Raw genomic sequence first — 16,618 nt, forward strand, 5'->3', positions numbered from 1 at the left:
TCGGCCTGTCAGAACGCGCTACATTCAACGATTTGATGGTCGAGGGATAGAATATGTCAACGGACTTTAAAAAACGGCTGATTTATCATTTCTGTGGAACTTTAGCTCCGTTTGTTTAGACGGACCCCGGACAGCAGAACCAAATCGCGCCAATGCCGCGACTGCACTGGCATTCCCAATCACCCACGTTAATGCATCATAGCCCCTGTTTCTATTACGCTTCCTTGTTTGACTCAAATCAATGAAAATGAGATTGGGGTTAACAGCAGTTGACCCAACTACATTTAGTTACTATTCTTTAAAACACACTATATATTGTGTTTTAAGGAGCATAAATGAGCTTAACCCTTCCTTTGCTGTATCGTGAAGTAATTAAACGAGATGGCTGCATTGTCAGCTTTGACGCAAGTAAAATAGCTTCTGCAATCAAACGCGCTGGTACAGCAAGCAATGAATTTGTAGCCGATCAAGCGCACAAAATTACGATGCAAGTGCTCAGCCTCATTGAGAAATTTCCGGCACCTCAGCCACTTTCTGTTGAACAAATTCAAGATTTGGTTGAATCATGCTTGTTTGAAGCAAACTACCGAAAGACCTTACGCGCCTATATCGTTTATCGCGAACAGCATCAGAAACTAAGGGTCGATAACAAATCCCTAGTCGATGTTGAATTGTCGATGAATGAATATCTGGACAGGCAAGACTGGCGTATCAATGCAAACGCCAATCAGGGATATTCGCTAGGTGGATTGATACTCAATGTTTCAGGAAAAGTTATTGCCAATTACTGGCTCAATCATGTCTATCCACCTGAAGTAGGACAAGCACACAGAAATGCCGATTTGCACATTCATGATCTTGATATGCTGGCAGGTTATTGTGCAGGGTGGTCTTTGCGCACTTTACTAAACGAAGGTTTAAATGGGGTTCCGGGAAAAGTGGAATCTGACCCGCCTAAGCATTTTTCTAGCGCCATCGGGCAGATCGTCAATTTTCTCGGCACGCTACAAAATGAATGGGCTGGTGCGCAGGCATTCAGTTCTTTTGATACCTACATGGCGCCTTATGTGCGCAAAGATAAGCTCGATTACAAGGACATCAAACAATATATACAAGAACTCATTTACAACTTAAATGTACCATCGCGCTGGGGCACCCAAACACCGTTCACCAATCTGACTTTCGATTGGATATGTCCAGAAGATTTACGTGAGCAAGTACCAGTGATTGCTGGTGTTGAGATGGATTTCACTTATGGTGATTTACAAGCAGAAATGGATCTCATCAATCGCGCTTATATCGAAGTCATGATGGCAGGCGATGCAAAAGCGCGTGTCTTCACCTTCCCTATTCCTACCTACAACATCACCGAGGATTTTGATTGGCATAGTCCAAATGCAGAATTGCTTTTTGAAATGACGGCACGTTATGGCTTACCTTATTTTCAGAATTTCATTAACTCTGAATTAAAACCGAACATGATACGTTCGATGTGCTGTCGACTTCAGTTAGACCTGCGTGAACTACTAAAGCGCGGTAACGGCTTATTTGGTTCAGCCGAACAAACGGGTTCTCTTGGTGTCGTCACCATCAATTGTGCGAGGTTAGGTTATTTGCATCGTGGCGACGAACCTAGCTTATTGTCTGCACTCGATAAGTTGCTTGAGCTAGGAAAAACTAGCTTAGAGATCAAACGCAAAGTCATACAGCGCCATATGGATAATGGTCTATTCCCCTACACCAAACGCTACCTCGGCACATTGCGCAATCATTTCTCTACCTTAGGCGTGAATGGTATCAATGAAATGATACGTAACTTCACCGACGATCAACACGATATCAGCAGCGACACAGGGCACGCGATAGCCGTCCGCTTATTGGATCATGTGCGTGGACGTATGTTGGCGTTTCAAGATGAAACCGGGCACATGTACAACCTAGAAGCAACACCAGCAGAAGGGACAACTTATCGTTTTGCAAAAGAAGACCGTAAACAGTTTCCCGCCATTTTGCAAGCCGGCACCCAGGATATGCCCTACTACACCAACTCGTCGCAATTACCGGTCGGCTTTACAGATGACCCATTTACTGCACTCACTTTGCAAGATGATCTTCAACGTAAATACACAGGGGGAACCGTCTTGCATTTGTATATGAGTGAGGCGCTCAGCAGTGCCGACGCTTGCCGACATTTGGTACGAAAGGCACTCAGCCGATTCACCCTACCTTACATCACTATTTCACCGACATTTTCGATTTGCCCTAAGCATGGTTATCTTCGTGGGCAGCATGAATTTTGTCCAAAATGCGATGAAGAATTAATCGCTCGTAAGCAGCATCAGTTGGTTTAACTTAAACAGGAGTCTCTATGAACACTAGCAATGCCCCTCTCTCTCAAACACAAAATCCATCGATCTTCTTAGATGATGCGGAACGTCAAGTCTGTGAAGTCTGGACCCGTGTCATGGGCTATCATCGGCCAGTGAGTTCATTTAATACGGGCAAAAAAGGGGAGTTTTATGAACGCACTTATTTTGAAGAAAAGACAGTAGAGAAAGCTTACTGAGATGCCAACAGCGACAGCATTGCGCACACTCAAAGTTGGTGGAATAACGAAATTTAGCAGCACCGATTATCCAGGTAAATTATCGTTAGTCGTGTTTGTGCAAGGCTGTCCATGGCGCTGCGGGTATTGTCATAATCCGCATTTACAAACCAGAACAGCCAATGCGCCGATTACTTGGGCGTCCGTTCTACATTTGTTAAGGCAACGCGTCGGCTTTATCGATGCCGTTGTATTTAGCGGTGGTGAGGCAACAATAGATCCGGCATTAAGTTCTGCCATTGATGAAGTGCGCCAATTAGGTTTTGCAGTTGGCTTGCATACTGCTTGCATTTATCCCCGCCAACTACAAGCCATCTTGCCCAAACTAGATTGGGTAGGCTTTGATATCAAAGCCCCCTTTCATCACTACCCCGTTGTGACGGGCAAAGCGGATAGTGGTCAGCATATTCAGGCATGCACACAGATGATACTGGCTAGTGGAGTCGATTACGAATGTCGTACCACGGTTCATCCTGCATTGTTGTCTTCTGAGGATATAGTGAATTTAGCTTACGATTTATCAGTAATGGGTGTTACCAACTATGCGATACAACTATTTCGATCACAAGGCTGCATTGACACAAATTTACAAACAAATCTGCCAAGCGATTATCTGGATGCGACAACGCTGCAAACTCTTCAAGATCTATTCCCCAAGTTCACATTGCGACAGAATCATTAAATCGCCGTGCAATGCGCACTAAGAAATGCACAACAAAGCGCATCTCAAAAAGTAGCTGGTTTGAAGCTTCAATTTACCTCAAAGTACAGATTTCAAAGTGCAACTCTTCAAACCATCTGAAAAGCTTTCATCCATTTGAAAGATAGATCTACTTCGCTTATTATCAATCAAACACTTGCCCACAAGCAACCACCGATTTACACTAAGGCACCCAGGAGAAATTCACTAGTAAGTAACTAAGGATAGGAATTTATTATGTTGTACTTCCAATGGAATTCCACATTAAGTGTGGACAACACGCTCATCGATAGTGATCATCAAAACCTGATCAACATAGTCAATGAACTTTATACAGCTGCCGATCTAAAGCAGGATTGCGACATCTTGGAAGACATCCTACAGCGCCTATTCGATTACACCAGTGAGCATTTCGAGCGCGAAGAAGAAATGATGAAACTAACTGGTTATCCAGGCTTTGAAAACCATAAGAAGCAGCACAAGAAATTACTGGAGCGCGTAGTTCGTCTGCAAGCTTCTTTAGCTGAAAAAAGAGAATACGTCGCCAAAGAAACGGCTGAACTGCTAAAGTTTTGGCTTACTTCTCATATTTACATGGCCGATAAAGAATTGGCGATCGCAATTCAGAAGTCTGATGGAAGCCCTCAATAACACTCTTTCAATATTTTCATGGGCTTCTTGATTTTCCCATGTTGCCTTCTAGTTGCGTTTTCCGCAGTCGGTCGCTTATAGAAAATTTCACGGATTGTACGATTACTATTCGAACAAGGCTGCAAACTCGACTCCAAACGATTCATTGAGACGACGCCAACGGTAGGCAATGATGTCATATTTACGTCCAGCATTCGCCAGTGTGAAATAAAATCCTAGCTGATCGCCAATGGCATGAGCACTTTGTGAGTCAAAAAGGCGCAAACGCTATCGCATCATGCCGACATTTTCTGCACGACTCATGAATTGCACGCATTCCTAGAATTCGCTTTCACATTTCACATTAACCGCCGCAACTACCACAGCACCCACTGTGACTCTTGCCAGCGGCGGGATCGACATCGAAGCCAAGTTTGATTAAGGCAGCGCGCAACTGGATACTACTCGCAACATGTTCTTCGTAGCGTACCGTCGCGCGAGCGCTGGCGAGCGTCACGCTGACTTCAATCACGCCTTCCATCCCACGCAATGTCTGGGTAATTATCTCGACACATGGCTGACCTTTCATGCCGTTTACTTTTATGATCTCGGTTTGCATATTATTCTCACTTCTTCCTTTAATTTGATAGGTAATGTTCATTCGCCATCCGAAGCAAGGCTTTCTAGCCTTACCGGCTTGATGACACTGAAGGCATAAGAGTAGCATGAATTCGATTAAAGATGTATATTATATCAATGTATTAAAAAAGAGGGATAAATGATGACTTTATTATCAATTGAAGAACCAGAAACAAAGAGTGATTCCGCGATATGGCATAAACAACATCCAGTCTGGGGTTTGGGATTTCGGCCCTTTTATTTACTGGCTGCATGCTTTGCCGCGTTGAGTCTGCCCTTATGGATCGCGCAATACTTAGGCTGGTTCAGCGCTTGGCCGCAGGTCACTGCTGCATGGCATATGCACGAGATGATTTTTGGCGTGGTTATCGCAGTCATCATTGGCTTTCTGTTTACCGCTGGACGTAACTGGACCGGCCTGCCAACGCCGACCAACTTGCATCTAGCAGGGCTTGCCTGTTGGTGGTTAATTGGCCGCGTGGCGATGTTGGCTGCGCCACCGAGTTTAGCCGCATTGGTCGATTTATCGTTTTTGCCTTTGGCCGCCTGGCCGATTTACCGTGTTCTGAAACAATCTGGTAACAAGCGTAATATGTTCCTGATTATGCTGCTAGCGCTGTTAACCGTAGCTAATGCCATTTTTCATGCTGCAGTGTTAAATCTCATTACGCTAAACCCAGCCTTGCCTATACATGCCGCGATCCTAATCATCGTCGTCATTGAGTCAGTGATCGGCGCGCGCGTGATACCAATGTTTACGCAAAATGGTGTGCCAGGCGTGGTGCCTATCGTCTATCCATGGCTTAACCGCAGCGCGATTACTGCAATAGTCATCGCTAGTCTCGCCTCGATCTCACCCTTGCCTTCAGCGCTGATAGCTTTGTTGTGCGCATGCGCTGGCTGTGTAGTACTGGCACGGTTCGCACTGTGGCAACCACATCGCACTTTAGGCACGCCACTTGTTTGGATTTTGCACTTGTCCTACGCCTGGATACCGTTGGGTTTTTTCATGCTGGCGCTTAGTGCAATAGGACTCATCCCAAGCAGCGCAGCGTGGCATGCGTTAACGGTCGGTTCGATGGCTGGATTGATACTAGGGATGATGACCCGTACCACGCTAGGACACACGGGGCGTCTACTGAAGACTGGCCACGCCGAGTTAGCCATGTATCTGCTGATTCAAACTGGCGCCGTTGCACGTGTAACGGCTTCACTTGGCGCGCCGGCGCTGTATCAAGTAAGTTTGATTGTCGCCATGCTCTGTTGGAGCAGCGCGTTTCTGTTGTTTGTCATCGCATACGGTCCCTATTTGTTACGTGCTCGGGTTGACGGCCGAGAGGGATAGTTAAATGCAAATTCAAATTTCCTCATAAGAGTGAAAAAAAGCCACCGCTAATGCGTATCGACAATACGCATTAGCGGTGGCCTTTGAGTACCAATTTAAATCAGATTAATTTTGAATATTTCGCGCCGGTTTGCAAAGCCAAGTATTTATCAAACACCATACCCACCGCCCGCACAAACATCCGCCCCTTTGCGGTAACTTGAATACTGTGCGCATCGACCTTGATCAATTCAGCCTCTTCGTATTTCTGCAATTGCGTCAGCTCATCCGCAAAATAGCTGCGAAAATCGATTCCATGCTGATGATTGATTGCGACAAAATCCACAGGTCCGCTACACATCAATTCCATAATAACTTGACGACGCAAGACATCATCATCAGTCAAAGAGAACCCTTTTTCTATCGGTAACTGGCCAGCATCCAGGTGTTCGTAATAGGCTTTGATCGTGCGCACTGACTGACTATATGAATGCCCTACCTTACCGATGGCAGACACGCCAAAACCGATCAGATCGCAATCAGCACGCGTAGTGTAACCCTGAAAATTTCTATGCAGACTTTTATCGAGACGCGCTTTATTCAGTTCATCATCTGGCTTTGAGAAATGATCCAGCCCTATGTAAATGTAGCCAGCAGCGAGCAACCTGCGCACGGACATTAGAAATATTTGCAGGCGTTCTTCAGCGCTAGGAAGCTCGCTTTCAATGATTTGCCGTTGCGCCTTGAAGCGGCTCGGTAAGTGAGCATAGTTATAAAGTGCAATGCGGTCTGGTGAAAGTTCAATTACCTTATCCAAGGTACGGTTAAAGCTCGTCAGGGACTGCTTGGGCAAGCCATAAATCAGATCGGCATTGATCGATTCAAATCCCGCCTTGCGACTTGCAATGACCGCCTTCTCGACCATTTCATATGGTTGGATACGGTTCACAGCTTGCTGTACCGCTGGGTCAAAATCTTGAACACCAAAACTAGTCCGATTAAAACCGAGTTCGGCGAGTAGCTCTAAAGTGTCATCGCTGACGGTACGCGGGTCAATCTCTATCCCGAGTTCCGCATCAGGCAAAAGCTCGAAATGGCTGCGTATCATCAACATCAATTCGCGCAGTTCGTCTGAACTCAAAAAAGTAGGCGTTCCGCCGCCAAAATGGAGCTGAGCGGTACGCCGGTCTGGCCCGATTCTAGCTGCCACCATCGCCATCTCTTTTGCCAGATAGTGTAAATACTCCGTGGTGCGGCTATGGTCTTTGGTGATGATTTTGTTACAGGCACAAAAATAGCACAGCGATTCACAAAATGGCACGTGGATGTAGATTGATAGCGGCGGATTCTTATCCGTATTTGAAGCACGCTGTTCCAGATAGGCGATGTAGCTTTGTTCGGCAAACTCTGGATGAAAACGGTCTGCGGTTGGATACGAGGTGTAACGCGGACCAAGCTTGTCAAAGCGGCGTATCAAATCCTCGGAAATTTCTATTTCTGACAAAGTATTCATAGACTTACTTATTTATTGGTTTCTCAATAGTGAAGCCTTCTTCCCGAATAGAAACATTCTGATGTTCGGGTAAGTCTGCAATCACGCTATTTTAACTAAGGTATTTCGCTGATGATAATGATTCAAAATGCTTCTTGTGATACGTCACCTGACCGGCAATATCGACAGCTTTATTGGCAGCTATCCGGTTCATGCGCATTTCGCTATGTTTGCTTTATTTTTGCATGCAAATGGATAGGGCTGGATTTCGCTTTTAAGCCTGCACCTCCAACTTTTTTACTAATCAAATCTTCCAAGGTCACACCATCGAGTACCGCCAAATAGGCTGCAGTGGCCGAGCTCAACACCCCTTTCAAGGCGCAAGCTGAAGCATAGGCGCAGCAGGTATCGCTATGGTCGAAGCATTCCGCCATAAAGAAATCACTCTCGGAATTGCGCACCACCTCGCCAATATTAATTTGCTTCGGATCCTTACTTAATTTCAAGCCACCATTGCGCCCGCGCACCGTGTCGACCATGCCCGACAAACCAAGTTGGTGCACCACTTTCATCAGGTGATTTTTTGATACAGAGTGTAGGTCAGCGATGTCTTGAATTGTCACTAGGTGATCTTGATTGATCGCCAAATGCATCAGGGTGCGTAGTGTGTAATCGGTATAGGCAGTGAGTCTCATGGCTTGAATATTCTTGGTAATGAAGTTATCACAAAGTTCCAAAGAAAAATTTATGCAGTACTTAGTATATATGTTTATGGAGCTAAAAAAGTAGTCTTTAGAAACTAAGATGTATTTTACTTGCATCTTAAAAATGATGCATATAGAATCCATCTTTATCAATATCATTGTTTTTACCGCTTTCTCATTATTACAAAAAAGGAAACCACGCCATGCATGCAACGCGCAAACTCTGGACCTGGCTCGCTGTCATCTGTGTACTCTCATTCTCAGTTCTCGGCTGGGTAGGCACAGAAATTTATCTGACAGCGCCACCGATCCCCAAGCAAGTCATCAGTACCGATGGCAAGATTTTGTTTTCAGAAGGTCAGGTGCAACTTGGCCAGGAAGCATGGCTCTCAGCTGGTGGTCAACAGCTTGGCTCCGTATGGGGTCATGGTAGTTACGTCGCGCCGGATTGGTCCGCTGATTGGCTGCATCGTGAAGCATTGGCCTTACGTGCTGTCTGGGCACAGCAAGAATTTGGCAAAAATTTTGAGCAGCTGAACCTTGGCCAGCAGGCTGAACTCGATGCCAAGTTGAAGAATGAAATGCGGGTCAATAGCTACGACAGCAAGAGTGGCAACATCACACTTTCCCCGGCACGTGCCCAAGCAGTGGCGCAAGTCGTCGAACATTATGTCGGCCTGTTTGGTGATGACCCAAAACTAGATAAACTGCGTGAACAATATGCGATGACTAGTGGGGTGCTTCGAGATCCGCGTGATCTGCAAGCCCTGCCTGCATTTATGTTTTGGTCGGCATGGTCGGCAGCAACCGACAGGCCGGGTGAAACTGGAATTAGCTACACCAGCAATTGGCCGCATGAACCGCTGGTCGGCAATACTCCGACTGCTGGTGCCGGTATTTGGTCGATCGCTAGTATCATCCTCATGATTGCAGCAATTGCAGGAATGATTTTTCTCCATTCGATCAGCAAGGAAGCGCCTGATCCGACGCCTCCTAAAACCGATCCACTATTCGATCTAAAACCAACTCCTTCGATGAAGGCCACTAAGAAATATTTCTATGTCGTGATCGGCCTAATTTTGGCGCAAGTGGCGATGGGAGTGATTACTGCCCACTACGCAGTTGAGGGCCAGAGTTTTTTCGGCTTCCCACTCGCAAAAATCCTACCATTTACGGTTAGCCGCACAATACACACACAGTTCGCGGTATTGTGGATCGCCACCGCTTGGCTGGCCACCGGCTTGTATATTGCACCAGCGATTTCCGGACATGAACCAAAATATCAAAAACTCGGCGTCGACGTTTTGTTCTATGCCTTGTTATTTATCGTGGTCGGCTCTACCGCTTTTGGCTGGCTCGGCACCTTGCAACACTCAGGCAATGATTTTAGTTTTTGGATTGGCAACCAGGGCTTGGAATTCACTAGCATGGGTCGAATCTGGCAAGTCTTGCTGTTCATCGGTTTACTGTTTTGGGTGACACTACTTGGCCGCGGCTTAATGCCAGCTCTGAAAAAGCCGTCTGAAAGCCGCGGCCTGATCGCGATGGTGTTTCTGGCCGCACTCTGTATCGGCGGTTTCTATGCGACCTCATTGACTTGGGGCCCGCACACACATTATTCGATGATCGAATACTGGCGTTGGTGGTTGGTACATTTGTGGGTAGAAGGTTTCTTTGAAGTGTTTGCTACCGCGGTGATAGCACTGTTGTTCACCCGCCTCGGCTTGATACGCGCCAGCACTGCGAATAGTGCCATCGTCTTAGAAACCATCGTGTTTCTGTTTGGCGGAATCTTGGGTACCTTGCATCATTTGTACTTCACGGGTACTCCTACTTTCGTGATTGCCATCGGTGCGATGTTCTCTGCATTGGAAGTAGTACCACTGGCACTGATCGGTGTCGAAGCCTACAAAAATTATCAACGCTCGAAAGCGGCAGCTTGGGTGCAAGCCTACAAGTGGTCGATACTTTGCTTCATCGCTGTAGGCTTCTGGAACGTGGTCGGCGCTGGTCTTTTAGGTTTCTCTATCAATACCCCGATCGCGCTGTACTACATGCAAGGACTGAACATGACTGCTGCTCATGGACACGCCGCACTGTTTGGTGTGTACGGCATGTTGGGCATCGGTTTGCTGTTGTTTTGCCTGCGTGGTCTGTCTGATCGAGCAGCATGGTCAGACAAGTTACTTGCACCAATGTTCTGGTCGCTAAATATCGGTCTAGCGATGATGGTCTTCATCTCTTTGGTTCCAGCCGGTATCTATCAGGCATGGGCCAGCATAACTCAGGGCATGTGGTTCGCGCGTTCACCGGAAGTCATACACTCGAACCTGATGGAAACCTTCGTCTGGATGCGTGTACCAGGTGACATCGTGTTCGCGATTGGTTGCGTATTTCTCGCCTTGTTTGCCTGGCGTTTGTTGATGGGTGGCAAACGTGAGCGGTCGGCGTTGAAACCAACGGCACAGACCAAACGTGTTTAATAACACTATTTTCATACAATTCTAAAAATCAGTATTTCCACGAGTAGCACGATGGACACGAAAAAATCAAGAAGAGCCTTTGCATCTTTTTTAATTTTTCCGTGTTTATCGTGGAGCATTTTTTAATAATTTCACCTTACAAGGAGTATCACCATGACACACAACTGCTCTACACCTATTGTTGCCGATGGCACTTATCCATTTGATGCACGTGGCGTCGCAAAACGCTTTCGCCATGCGGCTATCTTCGGCGCTCTGCAATCGCTGCAAGTGGGCGAGACTATGCGTTTTTGCAATGACCATGATCCCCTCCCTTTACTGGCGCAACTTGATCAACGTTTTGGCAGCAGTATCAAGATGAGCTATGTTTCACGTACACCTGGCGAAATCGTCATTGACTTCATGATAGTCGGCTGATTACTGAGGCATTTCTCAACGACACTATGAATCAACACCAACATCAGATGCATCATTTTGACCTCTCAGTTTGGTGTTGATTCCACTCAAGAAAAACTGGTGGAAAACATGAAAATCTCTCAATTATTGTTGTTCGTAATGAGTTTTGTAGTAACTCTTAACATAAGCACAGCGGCGCCGCTATTGGTGCTTGCCGATCAGCATAGCGGACACAAACACGATGCTGAGATCCGTACACAACTAAACCTAAACGATGGTAAAAAGTGGCGCACCGATGACGCCTTGCGTCACGCCATGACAAACATCCGTATCAGCATAACAAATACATTAACAGCTATCCATAGTGGCAATCTGCAATCCACGCAATACAATGTGCTCACTAAAAGCATAGAAAAGGAAATCGCCTTTATCGTGGCACACTGCAAACTTGATCCAAAAGCAGACGAGAACCTTCATATCATACTTGGCCGCTTCGCCATCGGAATGGATGTCGTAACAGCTAAGCGAGGAACTCAGGAAAAGGAATTAGGATTGATCAACATGGCGGAAACTTTGAACACCTACGGCAAATATTTCGACCATCCCGGTTGGCGAGCGATAGAATTTAACTCTCAATAATCAAATCCAATTAGAGTAAGAAAGCTTTAATCTGTGTTACTCAAGAGTACTACCGAAACCAGTAACGCGGCATCTGTTAATGCAAGCAAATCATGCTTCACGTTGCCGGCCAAATACAATAAATCGCCTTGCCGAAGAACCTTCCGCTCGCTTTCGACACCGACATCGACCTCACCTTTAAGGCAATGTATAGTAATTGGCCCGCTGACCTGATGTGGCGGGATTTTTTTCCCGGCAAGCAAAACCATACGTATGACTTCCAAGTGAGGTCCTTTAAACAAAGCAGTAGTTTTAACTTCAGCAAGCGATGCCTCAATCGGCAATACTTTGGTCACCTGACCTGATGCGAGATGCGAAATGGCCATATTACTTCTCCAAAAATATAAAATCCCATTAGCGTATTGCCCGTTTCATAGTATCTGATCAAACGCTTGCAAGCAATGAATTGAAAACTGTTTATCCCAAAGCCACTTTCTTGACTGACACAATTTGACTATTTTTTATTTTTTTAAATTAGCCAGCGGCTCAATAAATTAGACGGCTGGTACGCAAAGATTACCGATACCTGCATTCATTTGATCCGTCGTACTACCAATCGTGCAATCAACATAGGCTATCCAAACGACGAATAGAATTTTTCTCTTTGCTTTTCGCTGAATACAAATGGGCTTAGTCCCTAGCCAAAAGAACTCGCAATGGCGGACATTCTCCCGTAGTGATTGTGATCCTACCGAATGCGCTTCTTCGGGCAAGAAACTGTTGCTGGCTCATCCACTGGATAATTTTTTAATGTTTCTAGGCAATGAATATGAATACGTGATGCCCTGACCTGTATCAGTCCAAGCCCACTCAAATGATGCAAGGTGCGGGAAAATGTTTCTGGCGTGAGATTTAACAAAGAAGCGACGACGTTTTTCTTTAACTCAAGTCGAATGTGGGTACTATTTTGCGATACGGATACTTGGACTAAATAATCAACCACACGTTGCATGGCGTTGTGTAAAGCATGTCGTTCAACATTGCGAATGAACCCCAGCAAACGATAAGACAAGCCCGTCATCATCTGTCTAGCTATGACAGGCGAATGCTCAAGTAAGGTGAGCAGCGCGTTTTTTGGAAGGCGTAATAACAACGATGGTTCCAGCGCCTCAGCGTAAAAAGGATAAGGCTCATCAAGGAACATCATTGCTTCGCCAAAGGATTGACCTGGCCGTATTAACTCAACGATCTTGTCGCTACTAGCAGACGAGGGAATCGCCAACTTGATGAGGCCGAAAACGAGGATATAGCAACCGTCGGCCAGGCTACCCCTCTGAAAAAGCGTTAGCCCTTTTTCCAGCTCGACTTTCACCACACTCGTTTTCAAACTTTCCAACTCAAATGGCGACATATGTTTGAACAAAGCTTGGTTAGCTAGCAAACCATCAATATTGATTTTACCCATGCCACCTCCACCACGATAGGAATGAGGCCTCTGCGCAACTGAAGCGAGCGATCGAAGTTAGAGTCAAAAAGCGCTCCTATGCTGGAACACAGCGACGAGGTTGTAGCTTCGGCAGAATCAAAATTCGGTCGCGCAGTAAGTTGTGCTGAGGTCTCGGAATGATGGTAGTGTAAAAGCTAACAGTCCCTGCGACTATCCGTCAAAGGGAGTAGTCGAGCAACGCAAAAGAACCAGAAATCAAACGACTATTGATGTGGAATAAACTTCAAGCTATTGAATAGTTTAAAAAGCCTCATTTATCCATGCCATGTTCGACGGCATAAACGGCAATCTGAACGCGACTGCTCAAGTTCAATTTTTTCAGAATGTTTTGCACGTGAATCTTTATAGTACTTTCCGCGACATCAAGATTTCGAGCAATTTCTTTGTTACTTTCGCCACGCGCCAAGCACACCATGGTTTCACGTTCGCGCGGTGTCAATTTTTCACGCTCAGGCTCCACCGTTACATTATTTCCAGACCGGAATTGCATCACTAACTTGGCAGTCATGGCGTCAGCGATCACAGGCACGCCTGCCGCTGCTCGCTTGATTGATTGGTTTAAGGCTACGCTGATTAAGTAAACGGATTCTATTCTCAAGCGTTAAAGACTGACAACCGAACAAGACGTTTGACTTCCATGAAACAACAGACACTGGCGATGGCAGAAGATCAGAATGCGAGCTTCGAACAACATCGCAAACCGACACGACGTGACGTTTTTCTCGACACGATGCACAAGATAGTGCCGTGGAAGGAACTCTGCGCAATCATTGAACCGCATTATCCGAAGCGCGGGAACGGTCGACCACCAATTGGCCTGGAACGAATGTTACGCATTCACTTCATCCAGTATTGGTTCAACCTGGCCGACTTTGCTTGCGAAGAAGCCCTATATGATAGCGTCAGCCTGCGTCGCTTTGTTGGCATAGATCTTGGCTGTGAGTCGGTGCCCGATGCCACCACGATGCTCAAGTTCCGGCATTTGCTGGAGCAGCATAAGCTCGCTGAACAGTTATTCACGGAAGTTGGCAGCGTTCTTAGCAGCAGCGGCATGAGTTTAAAGACAGGCACGATCGTCGATGCGACCATTATTGCTGCACCGAGTTCGACCAAGAACAGTGAGAAGCAACGTGACCCCGAAATGCGGCAAACGCGTAAGGGGAAGCAATGGTACTTTGGGATGAAACTGCATATCGGCGTCGACAGCCAAAGTGGGCTGACACATAGTGCTGTTGCGACATCAGCCAACGTTCATGACAAGCATCCCCTGCCCAAGCTACTACATGGGCGTGAAAAACGGGTGTACGGTGATAGTGCCTATGCCAGTCAAAAGAATTTGATTCTCTCCAAAGCACCAGGAGCCAAAGACTTTACCAATCAACGCATCCGCAAATCAGGGGAGATTGACGAGGTTGAGCGAGGCAAGAACCGCAATAAATCGAAGATCCGAGCGCGCGTTGAGCACGTCTTTGCGGTGGACAAGCGCCTCTGGGGATTCAACAAGGTGCGGTATCGTGGTTTCGCAAAGAATGCCGCACGCGCATTTACTGCGCTGGCATTGGCCAATATTTATTTATCGCGTCGGCACTTGCTGGTACAGGTGCGCCCATAGTGGACAAAAATGAGCAAAAACCCCATCAATGGCCTGATGGGGGGAGCGAAAAATAGCTTGAACGACGCTTTTATCAATTGAATGTGCTACTTGGAGTTTCGTCCATCGAAAATTGATGCTTATTCAGCGTAGCCTTAAATAATCCGCATCGATGTTTTTCAGCAAATAACCGCGTGCACCACTTTTTAGCGCCGCCGTTAAGTCTTCTGCTTCCTCAGAAACGGTTAACATTAGAACAGCAGTTTCTCGCAAATCTTCCACGATAAGTTGCATCGCTTCCAAGCCTGAGAGTCCCGGCATATTCAAATCCATCAGCACCACATCGGGCTTTAATTGTTTTGCCCGCTTGACACCTTCCAATCCATCCGAAGCCTCACCAACAATCTCAAATTCGGGATTGCGTTGCAAAATCAAACATATGCCACTTCGAAACAATGTGTGGTCATCTACTAGCAAAATTTTAATTGACATTGTTCGCTTCTTTGTTAAATTTTCACCCAGCTTTATTGAGTGACTGACGGAAGAATTTAACGTAAACCATACGTTTCAATTCGTGCTGCCATAGTCATTATGGGCAACCAGCCCTTCCTCACGTTTTAATTGTAAGGAGACAGCAGTGCGCCTATTAATTTTACTGAGAATATCAAATTTTGCCAATGAGCAGGAAACCTATTCGTACATTGTACGCAAGCCGACATGGCTATCGCCTTTTTCGTGCACCGTCATTGAAAGATCGCGATCATTATTGACTCGCACATGCACGTCACCGCTATATGAACAGTCAGGTATCGATCACCACAGCTTCCCGTGCCGTTTTCCACGGTGAACTGTTGTGTAAAATTGAGGACTTAGCCACCCGTTTGTGACATAAAGCGAATAATTTTGGTTGACTGCGTGTTAAATTCATGTCGTTCCGGCTTCAATTCTATCGCTGTACGAATCGCTGCCTCTAACTCATTGTCACTAATACCCGCCCGTAGTAAGGGGCGAAGTTCAAACTTTTCATCTTGTCCCAAACACATATATAAAGTCCCATCCACTGCCAAACGAACCCTATTACAACTTGCACAAAAATGTTGACTCATTGGCGTAATGAAACCTAAAGTAGATGCGCCGTCACGACTCATCCAATAACGTGCAGGGCCACCACCTAGTTCGCTCGCAACGGGAACGAGATCGAATTGATCTACTAACTGCTGCCGGATAGGGCCAATATCCATGTACGCAGAATTTTGCCCCGTGTGACCAATAGGCATTGCTTCAATTAACCGCAAAATGAAACCCTGCTCAAAGCAAAATTTCGCCATACGTAATATCTCGTGATCGTTAACGCCACGCATTACCACCATATTAAGTTTAATTGGCTTAAAACCCGCCTGCTTACCCGCTTGCAGACCCGCCATGATGCTAGCGTAACTATCGCTACCCGTTATTTTTAGCATACAGGCTTTGTCTAAGCTGTCGAGACTGACGTTGATACGATTGACCCCAGCTAAATACAAATCATCGGCGTATTTAAAAAGCTGCGTTGCGTTGATCGACAACGAGATATCAGTCACCTGCGTATGGCGAGCAATTCCCTCTACCAAACGTGGCAAATCCCGACGCAATAGAGGCTCACCACCCGTGAGGCGAATTCTGCGGGTTCCCATACGCGCAAATGCAGCCACGACTCTTTCAATTTCATCAAAGCGGAGCCAGTTCTCCGGTTCCTCGAAACCACGAAAACCTTTCGGCATGCAATAACTACAACGCAAATCACATTTATCCGTGACCGAGACGCGTAAATAGTCGACACGACGACCAAAACGGTCTATCAGTGGTGCAGTAACGGTGTCCTGTCTTTGATGTGGCTGGATTTTCATACTTGAATTGTGGGCCGCAACAGGCTGAACCGCAATTCCTCTG

Annotated in this window: 15 protein-coding genes and 2 pseudogenes; 9 read left to right on the plus strand and 8 right to left on the minus strand. The window is 46.3% G+C overall.

Features of this window, described 5'->3' with window-relative positions:
* Positions 1-335 precede the first annotated feature (335 nt).
* The 4 genes from H8L47_RS26560 to H8L47_RS26575 all read left to right on the plus strand — a co-directional run bounded on the left by H8L47_RS26560 (position 336) and on the right by H8L47_RS26575 (position 3,956).
* Complete coding sequence (locus H8L47_RS26560; protein WP_186956853.1) at positions 336-2,351, plus strand: ribonucleoside triphosphate reductase; 2,016 nt, start codon at positions 336-338, stop codon at positions 2,349-2,351.
* A 17-nt stretch (positions 2,352-2,368) separates the two neighbouring features.
* Positions 2,369-2,566 (plus strand): anaerobic ribonucleoside-triphosphate reductase, encoded by a 198-nt coding sequence (nrdD, locus tag H8L47_RS30130; RefSeq protein ID WP_186956854.1) that lies wholly within the window; start codon positions 2,369-2,371, stop codon positions 2,564-2,566.
* 1 nt (position 2,567) lies between these two features.
* On the plus strand, positions 2,568-3,287 hold the full coding sequence (locus H8L47_RS26570) for an anaerobic ribonucleoside-triphosphate reductase activating protein (RefSeq protein ID WP_186956855.1): 720 nt from the start codon (positions 2,568-2,570) through the stop codon (positions 3,285-3,287).
* A gap of 255 nt (positions 3,288-3,542) precedes the next feature.
* The gene (locus tag H8L47_RS26575) at positions 3,543-3,956 is read left to right on the plus strand and encodes a bacteriohemerythrin (protein WP_186956856.1); all 414 of its coding nucleotides are present in this window, start codon (positions 3,543-3,545) and stop codon (positions 3,954-3,956) included.
* Between the two features lie 343 nt (positions 3,957-4,299).
* Here H8L47_RS26575 and H8L47_RS26580 read toward each other — a convergent pair whose 3' ends face one another.
* Complete coding sequence (locus H8L47_RS26580; RefSeq protein WP_186956857.1) at positions 4,300-4,596, minus strand: heavy-metal-associated domain-containing protein; 297 nt, start codon at positions 4,594-4,596, stop codon at positions 4,300-4,302.
* A gap of 117 nt (positions 4,597-4,713) precedes the next feature.
* Here H8L47_RS26580 and H8L47_RS26585 point away from each other — a divergent pair, with 117 nt between their 5' ends.
* Positions 4,714-5,919, plus strand: coding sequence for an NnrS family protein (locus H8L47_RS26585; RefSeq protein ID WP_230413927.1), 1,206 nt, complete (start codon positions 4,714-4,716; stop codon positions 5,917-5,919).
* 100 nt (positions 5,920-6,019) lie between these two features.
* Here H8L47_RS26585 and hemN read toward each other — a convergent pair whose 3' ends face one another.
* Both hemN and H8L47_RS26595 read right to left on the minus strand, forming a co-directional pair.
* On the minus strand, positions 6,020-7,411 hold the full coding sequence (gene hemN, locus H8L47_RS26590; RefSeq protein ID WP_186956859.1) for an oxygen-independent coproporphyrinogen III oxidase: 1,392 nt from the start codon (positions 7,409-7,411) through the stop codon (positions 6,020-6,022).
* A 203-nt stretch (positions 7,412-7,614) separates the two neighbouring features.
* Positions 7,615-8,085, minus strand: coding sequence for an RrF2 family transcriptional regulator (locus tag H8L47_RS26595; protein WP_186956860.1), 471 nt, complete (start codon positions 8,083-8,085; stop codon positions 7,615-7,617).
* Between the two features lie 212 nt (positions 8,086-8,297).
* Between H8L47_RS26595 and H8L47_RS26600 the strand changes: the two genes are divergently transcribed.
* From H8L47_RS26600 to H8L47_RS26610, 3 genes are all read left to right on the plus strand, one after another.
* Entirely contained in the window at positions 8,298-10,577 is a 2,280-nt protein-coding gene (locus tag H8L47_RS26600; RefSeq protein ID WP_186956861.1) for a nitric-oxide reductase large subunit, read from the plus strand.
* 153 nt (positions 10,578-10,730) lie between these two features.
* A complete protein-coding gene (locus H8L47_RS26605; protein WP_186956862.1) occupies positions 10,731-10,994 on the plus strand; it encodes a DUF2249 domain-containing protein in 264 nt (87 codons plus the stop codon).
* 57 nt (positions 10,995-11,051) lie between these two features.
* Entirely contained in the window at positions 11,052-11,612 is a 561-nt protein-coding gene (locus H8L47_RS26610; protein WP_186956863.1) for a hypothetical protein, read from the plus strand.
* A 26-nt stretch (positions 11,613-11,638) separates the two neighbouring features.
* Here H8L47_RS26610 and H8L47_RS26615 read toward each other — a convergent pair whose 3' ends face one another.
* The 3 genes and pseudogenes from H8L47_RS26615 to H8L47_RS26625 all read right to left on the minus strand — a co-directional run.
* Positions 11,639-11,977 carry a cupin domain-containing protein gene (locus tag H8L47_RS26615; RefSeq protein WP_186956864.1) on the minus strand — a complete coding sequence of 113 codons (339 nt, stop codon included), beginning with the start codon at positions 11,975-11,977 and terminating at the stop codon, positions 11,639-11,641.
* 362 nt (positions 11,978-12,339) lie between these two features.
* The gene (locus H8L47_RS26620) at positions 12,340-13,056 is read right to left on the minus strand and encodes a Crp/Fnr family transcriptional regulator (RefSeq protein WP_186956865.1); all 717 of its coding nucleotides are present in this window, start codon (positions 13,054-13,056) and stop codon (positions 12,340-12,342) included.
* Between the two features lie 292 nt (positions 13,057-13,348).
* Positions 13,349-13,663, minus strand: a pseudogene (locus H8L47_RS26625) (LuxR C-terminal-related transcriptional regulator); the annotation flags it as partial.
* Between the two features lie 72 nt (positions 13,664-13,735).
* On the opposite strand from H8L47_RS26625, the gene H8L47_RS26630 reads away from it, so the two are divergent.
* Positions 13,736-14,710: an IS5 family transposase gene (locus H8L47_RS26630; protein WP_186956866.1), complete on the plus strand. Its 975-nt coding sequence runs from the start codon at positions 13,736-13,738 to the stop codon at positions 14,708-14,710.
* Positions 14,711-14,845: 135 nt separating this feature from the next.
* On the opposite strand, the pseudogene H8L47_RS26635 reads toward H8L47_RS26630, so the two are convergent.
* Both H8L47_RS26635 and moaA read right to left on the minus strand, forming a co-directional pair.
* Positions 14,846-15,181: pseudogene (locus H8L47_RS26635) on the minus strand (response regulator); the annotation flags it as partial.
* A gap of 377 nt (positions 15,182-15,558) precedes the next feature.
* On the minus strand, positions 15,559-16,575 hold the full coding sequence (gene moaA / locus H8L47_RS26640) for a GTP 3',8-cyclase MoaA (protein WP_186956867.1): 1,017 nt from the start codon (positions 16,573-16,575) through the stop codon (positions 15,559-15,561).
* Positions 16,576-16,618: the final 43 nt, after the last annotated feature.

It is taken from the genome of Undibacterium umbellatum, assembly GCF_014284125.1.
In the GTDB taxonomy this organism is placed as follows: Bacteria; Pseudomonadota; Gammaproteobacteria; order Burkholderiales; family Burkholderiaceae_D; genus Undibacterium; species Undibacterium umbellatum.

Bases quoted from the DNA above. Each gene is read 5' to 3' on its own strand.
- H8L47_RS26560 (WP_186956853.1), top strand. From the start codon at position 336: ATGAGCTTAACCCTTCCTTTGCTGTATCGTGAAGTAATTAAACGAGAT.
- nrdD (WP_186956854.1), top strand. From the start codon at position 2,369: ATGAACACTAGCAATGCCCCTCTCTCTCAAACACAAAATCCATCGATC.
- H8L47_RS26570 (WP_186956855.1), top strand. From the start codon at position 2,568: ATGCCAACAGCGACAGCATTGCGCACACTCAAAGTTGGTGGAATAACG.
- H8L47_RS26575 (WP_186956856.1), top strand. From the start codon at position 3,543: ATGTTGTACTTCCAATGGAATTCCACATTAAGTGTGGACAACACGCTC.
- H8L47_RS26580 (WP_186956857.1), bottom strand. From the start codon at position 4,596: ATGAACATTACCTATCAAATTAAAGGAAGAAGTGAGAATAATATGCAA.
- H8L47_RS26585 (WP_230413927.1), top strand. From the start codon at position 4,714: ATGATGACTTTATTATCAATTGAAGAACCAGAAACAAAGAGTGATTCC.
- hemN (WP_186956859.1), bottom strand. From the start codon at position 7,411: ATGAATACTTTGTCAGAAATAGAAATTTCCGAGGATTTGATACGCCGC.
- H8L47_RS26595 (WP_186956860.1), bottom strand. From the start codon at position 8,085: ATGAGACTCACTGCCTATACCGATTACACACTACGCACCCTGATGCAT.
- H8L47_RS26600 (WP_186956861.1), top strand. From the start codon at position 8,298: ATGCATGCAACGCGCAAACTCTGGACCTGGCTCGCTGTCATCTGTGTA.
- H8L47_RS26605 (WP_186956862.1), top strand. From the start codon at position 10,731: ATGACACACAACTGCTCTACACCTATTGTTGCCGATGGCACTTATCCA.
- H8L47_RS26615 (WP_186956864.1), bottom strand. From the start codon at position 11,977: ATGGCCATTTCGCATCTCGCATCAGGTCAGGTGACCAAAGTATTGCCG.
- H8L47_RS26620 (WP_186956865.1), bottom strand. From the start codon at position 13,056: ATGGGTAAAATCAATATTGATGGTTTGCTAGCTAACCAAGCTTTGTTC.
- H8L47_RS26630 (WP_186956866.1), top strand. From the start codon at position 13,736: ATGAAACAACAGACACTGGCGATGGCAGAAGATCAGAATGCGAGCTTC.
- moaA (WP_186956867.1), bottom strand. From the start codon at position 16,575: ATGAAAATCCAGCCACATCAAAGACAGGACACCGTTACTGCACCACTG.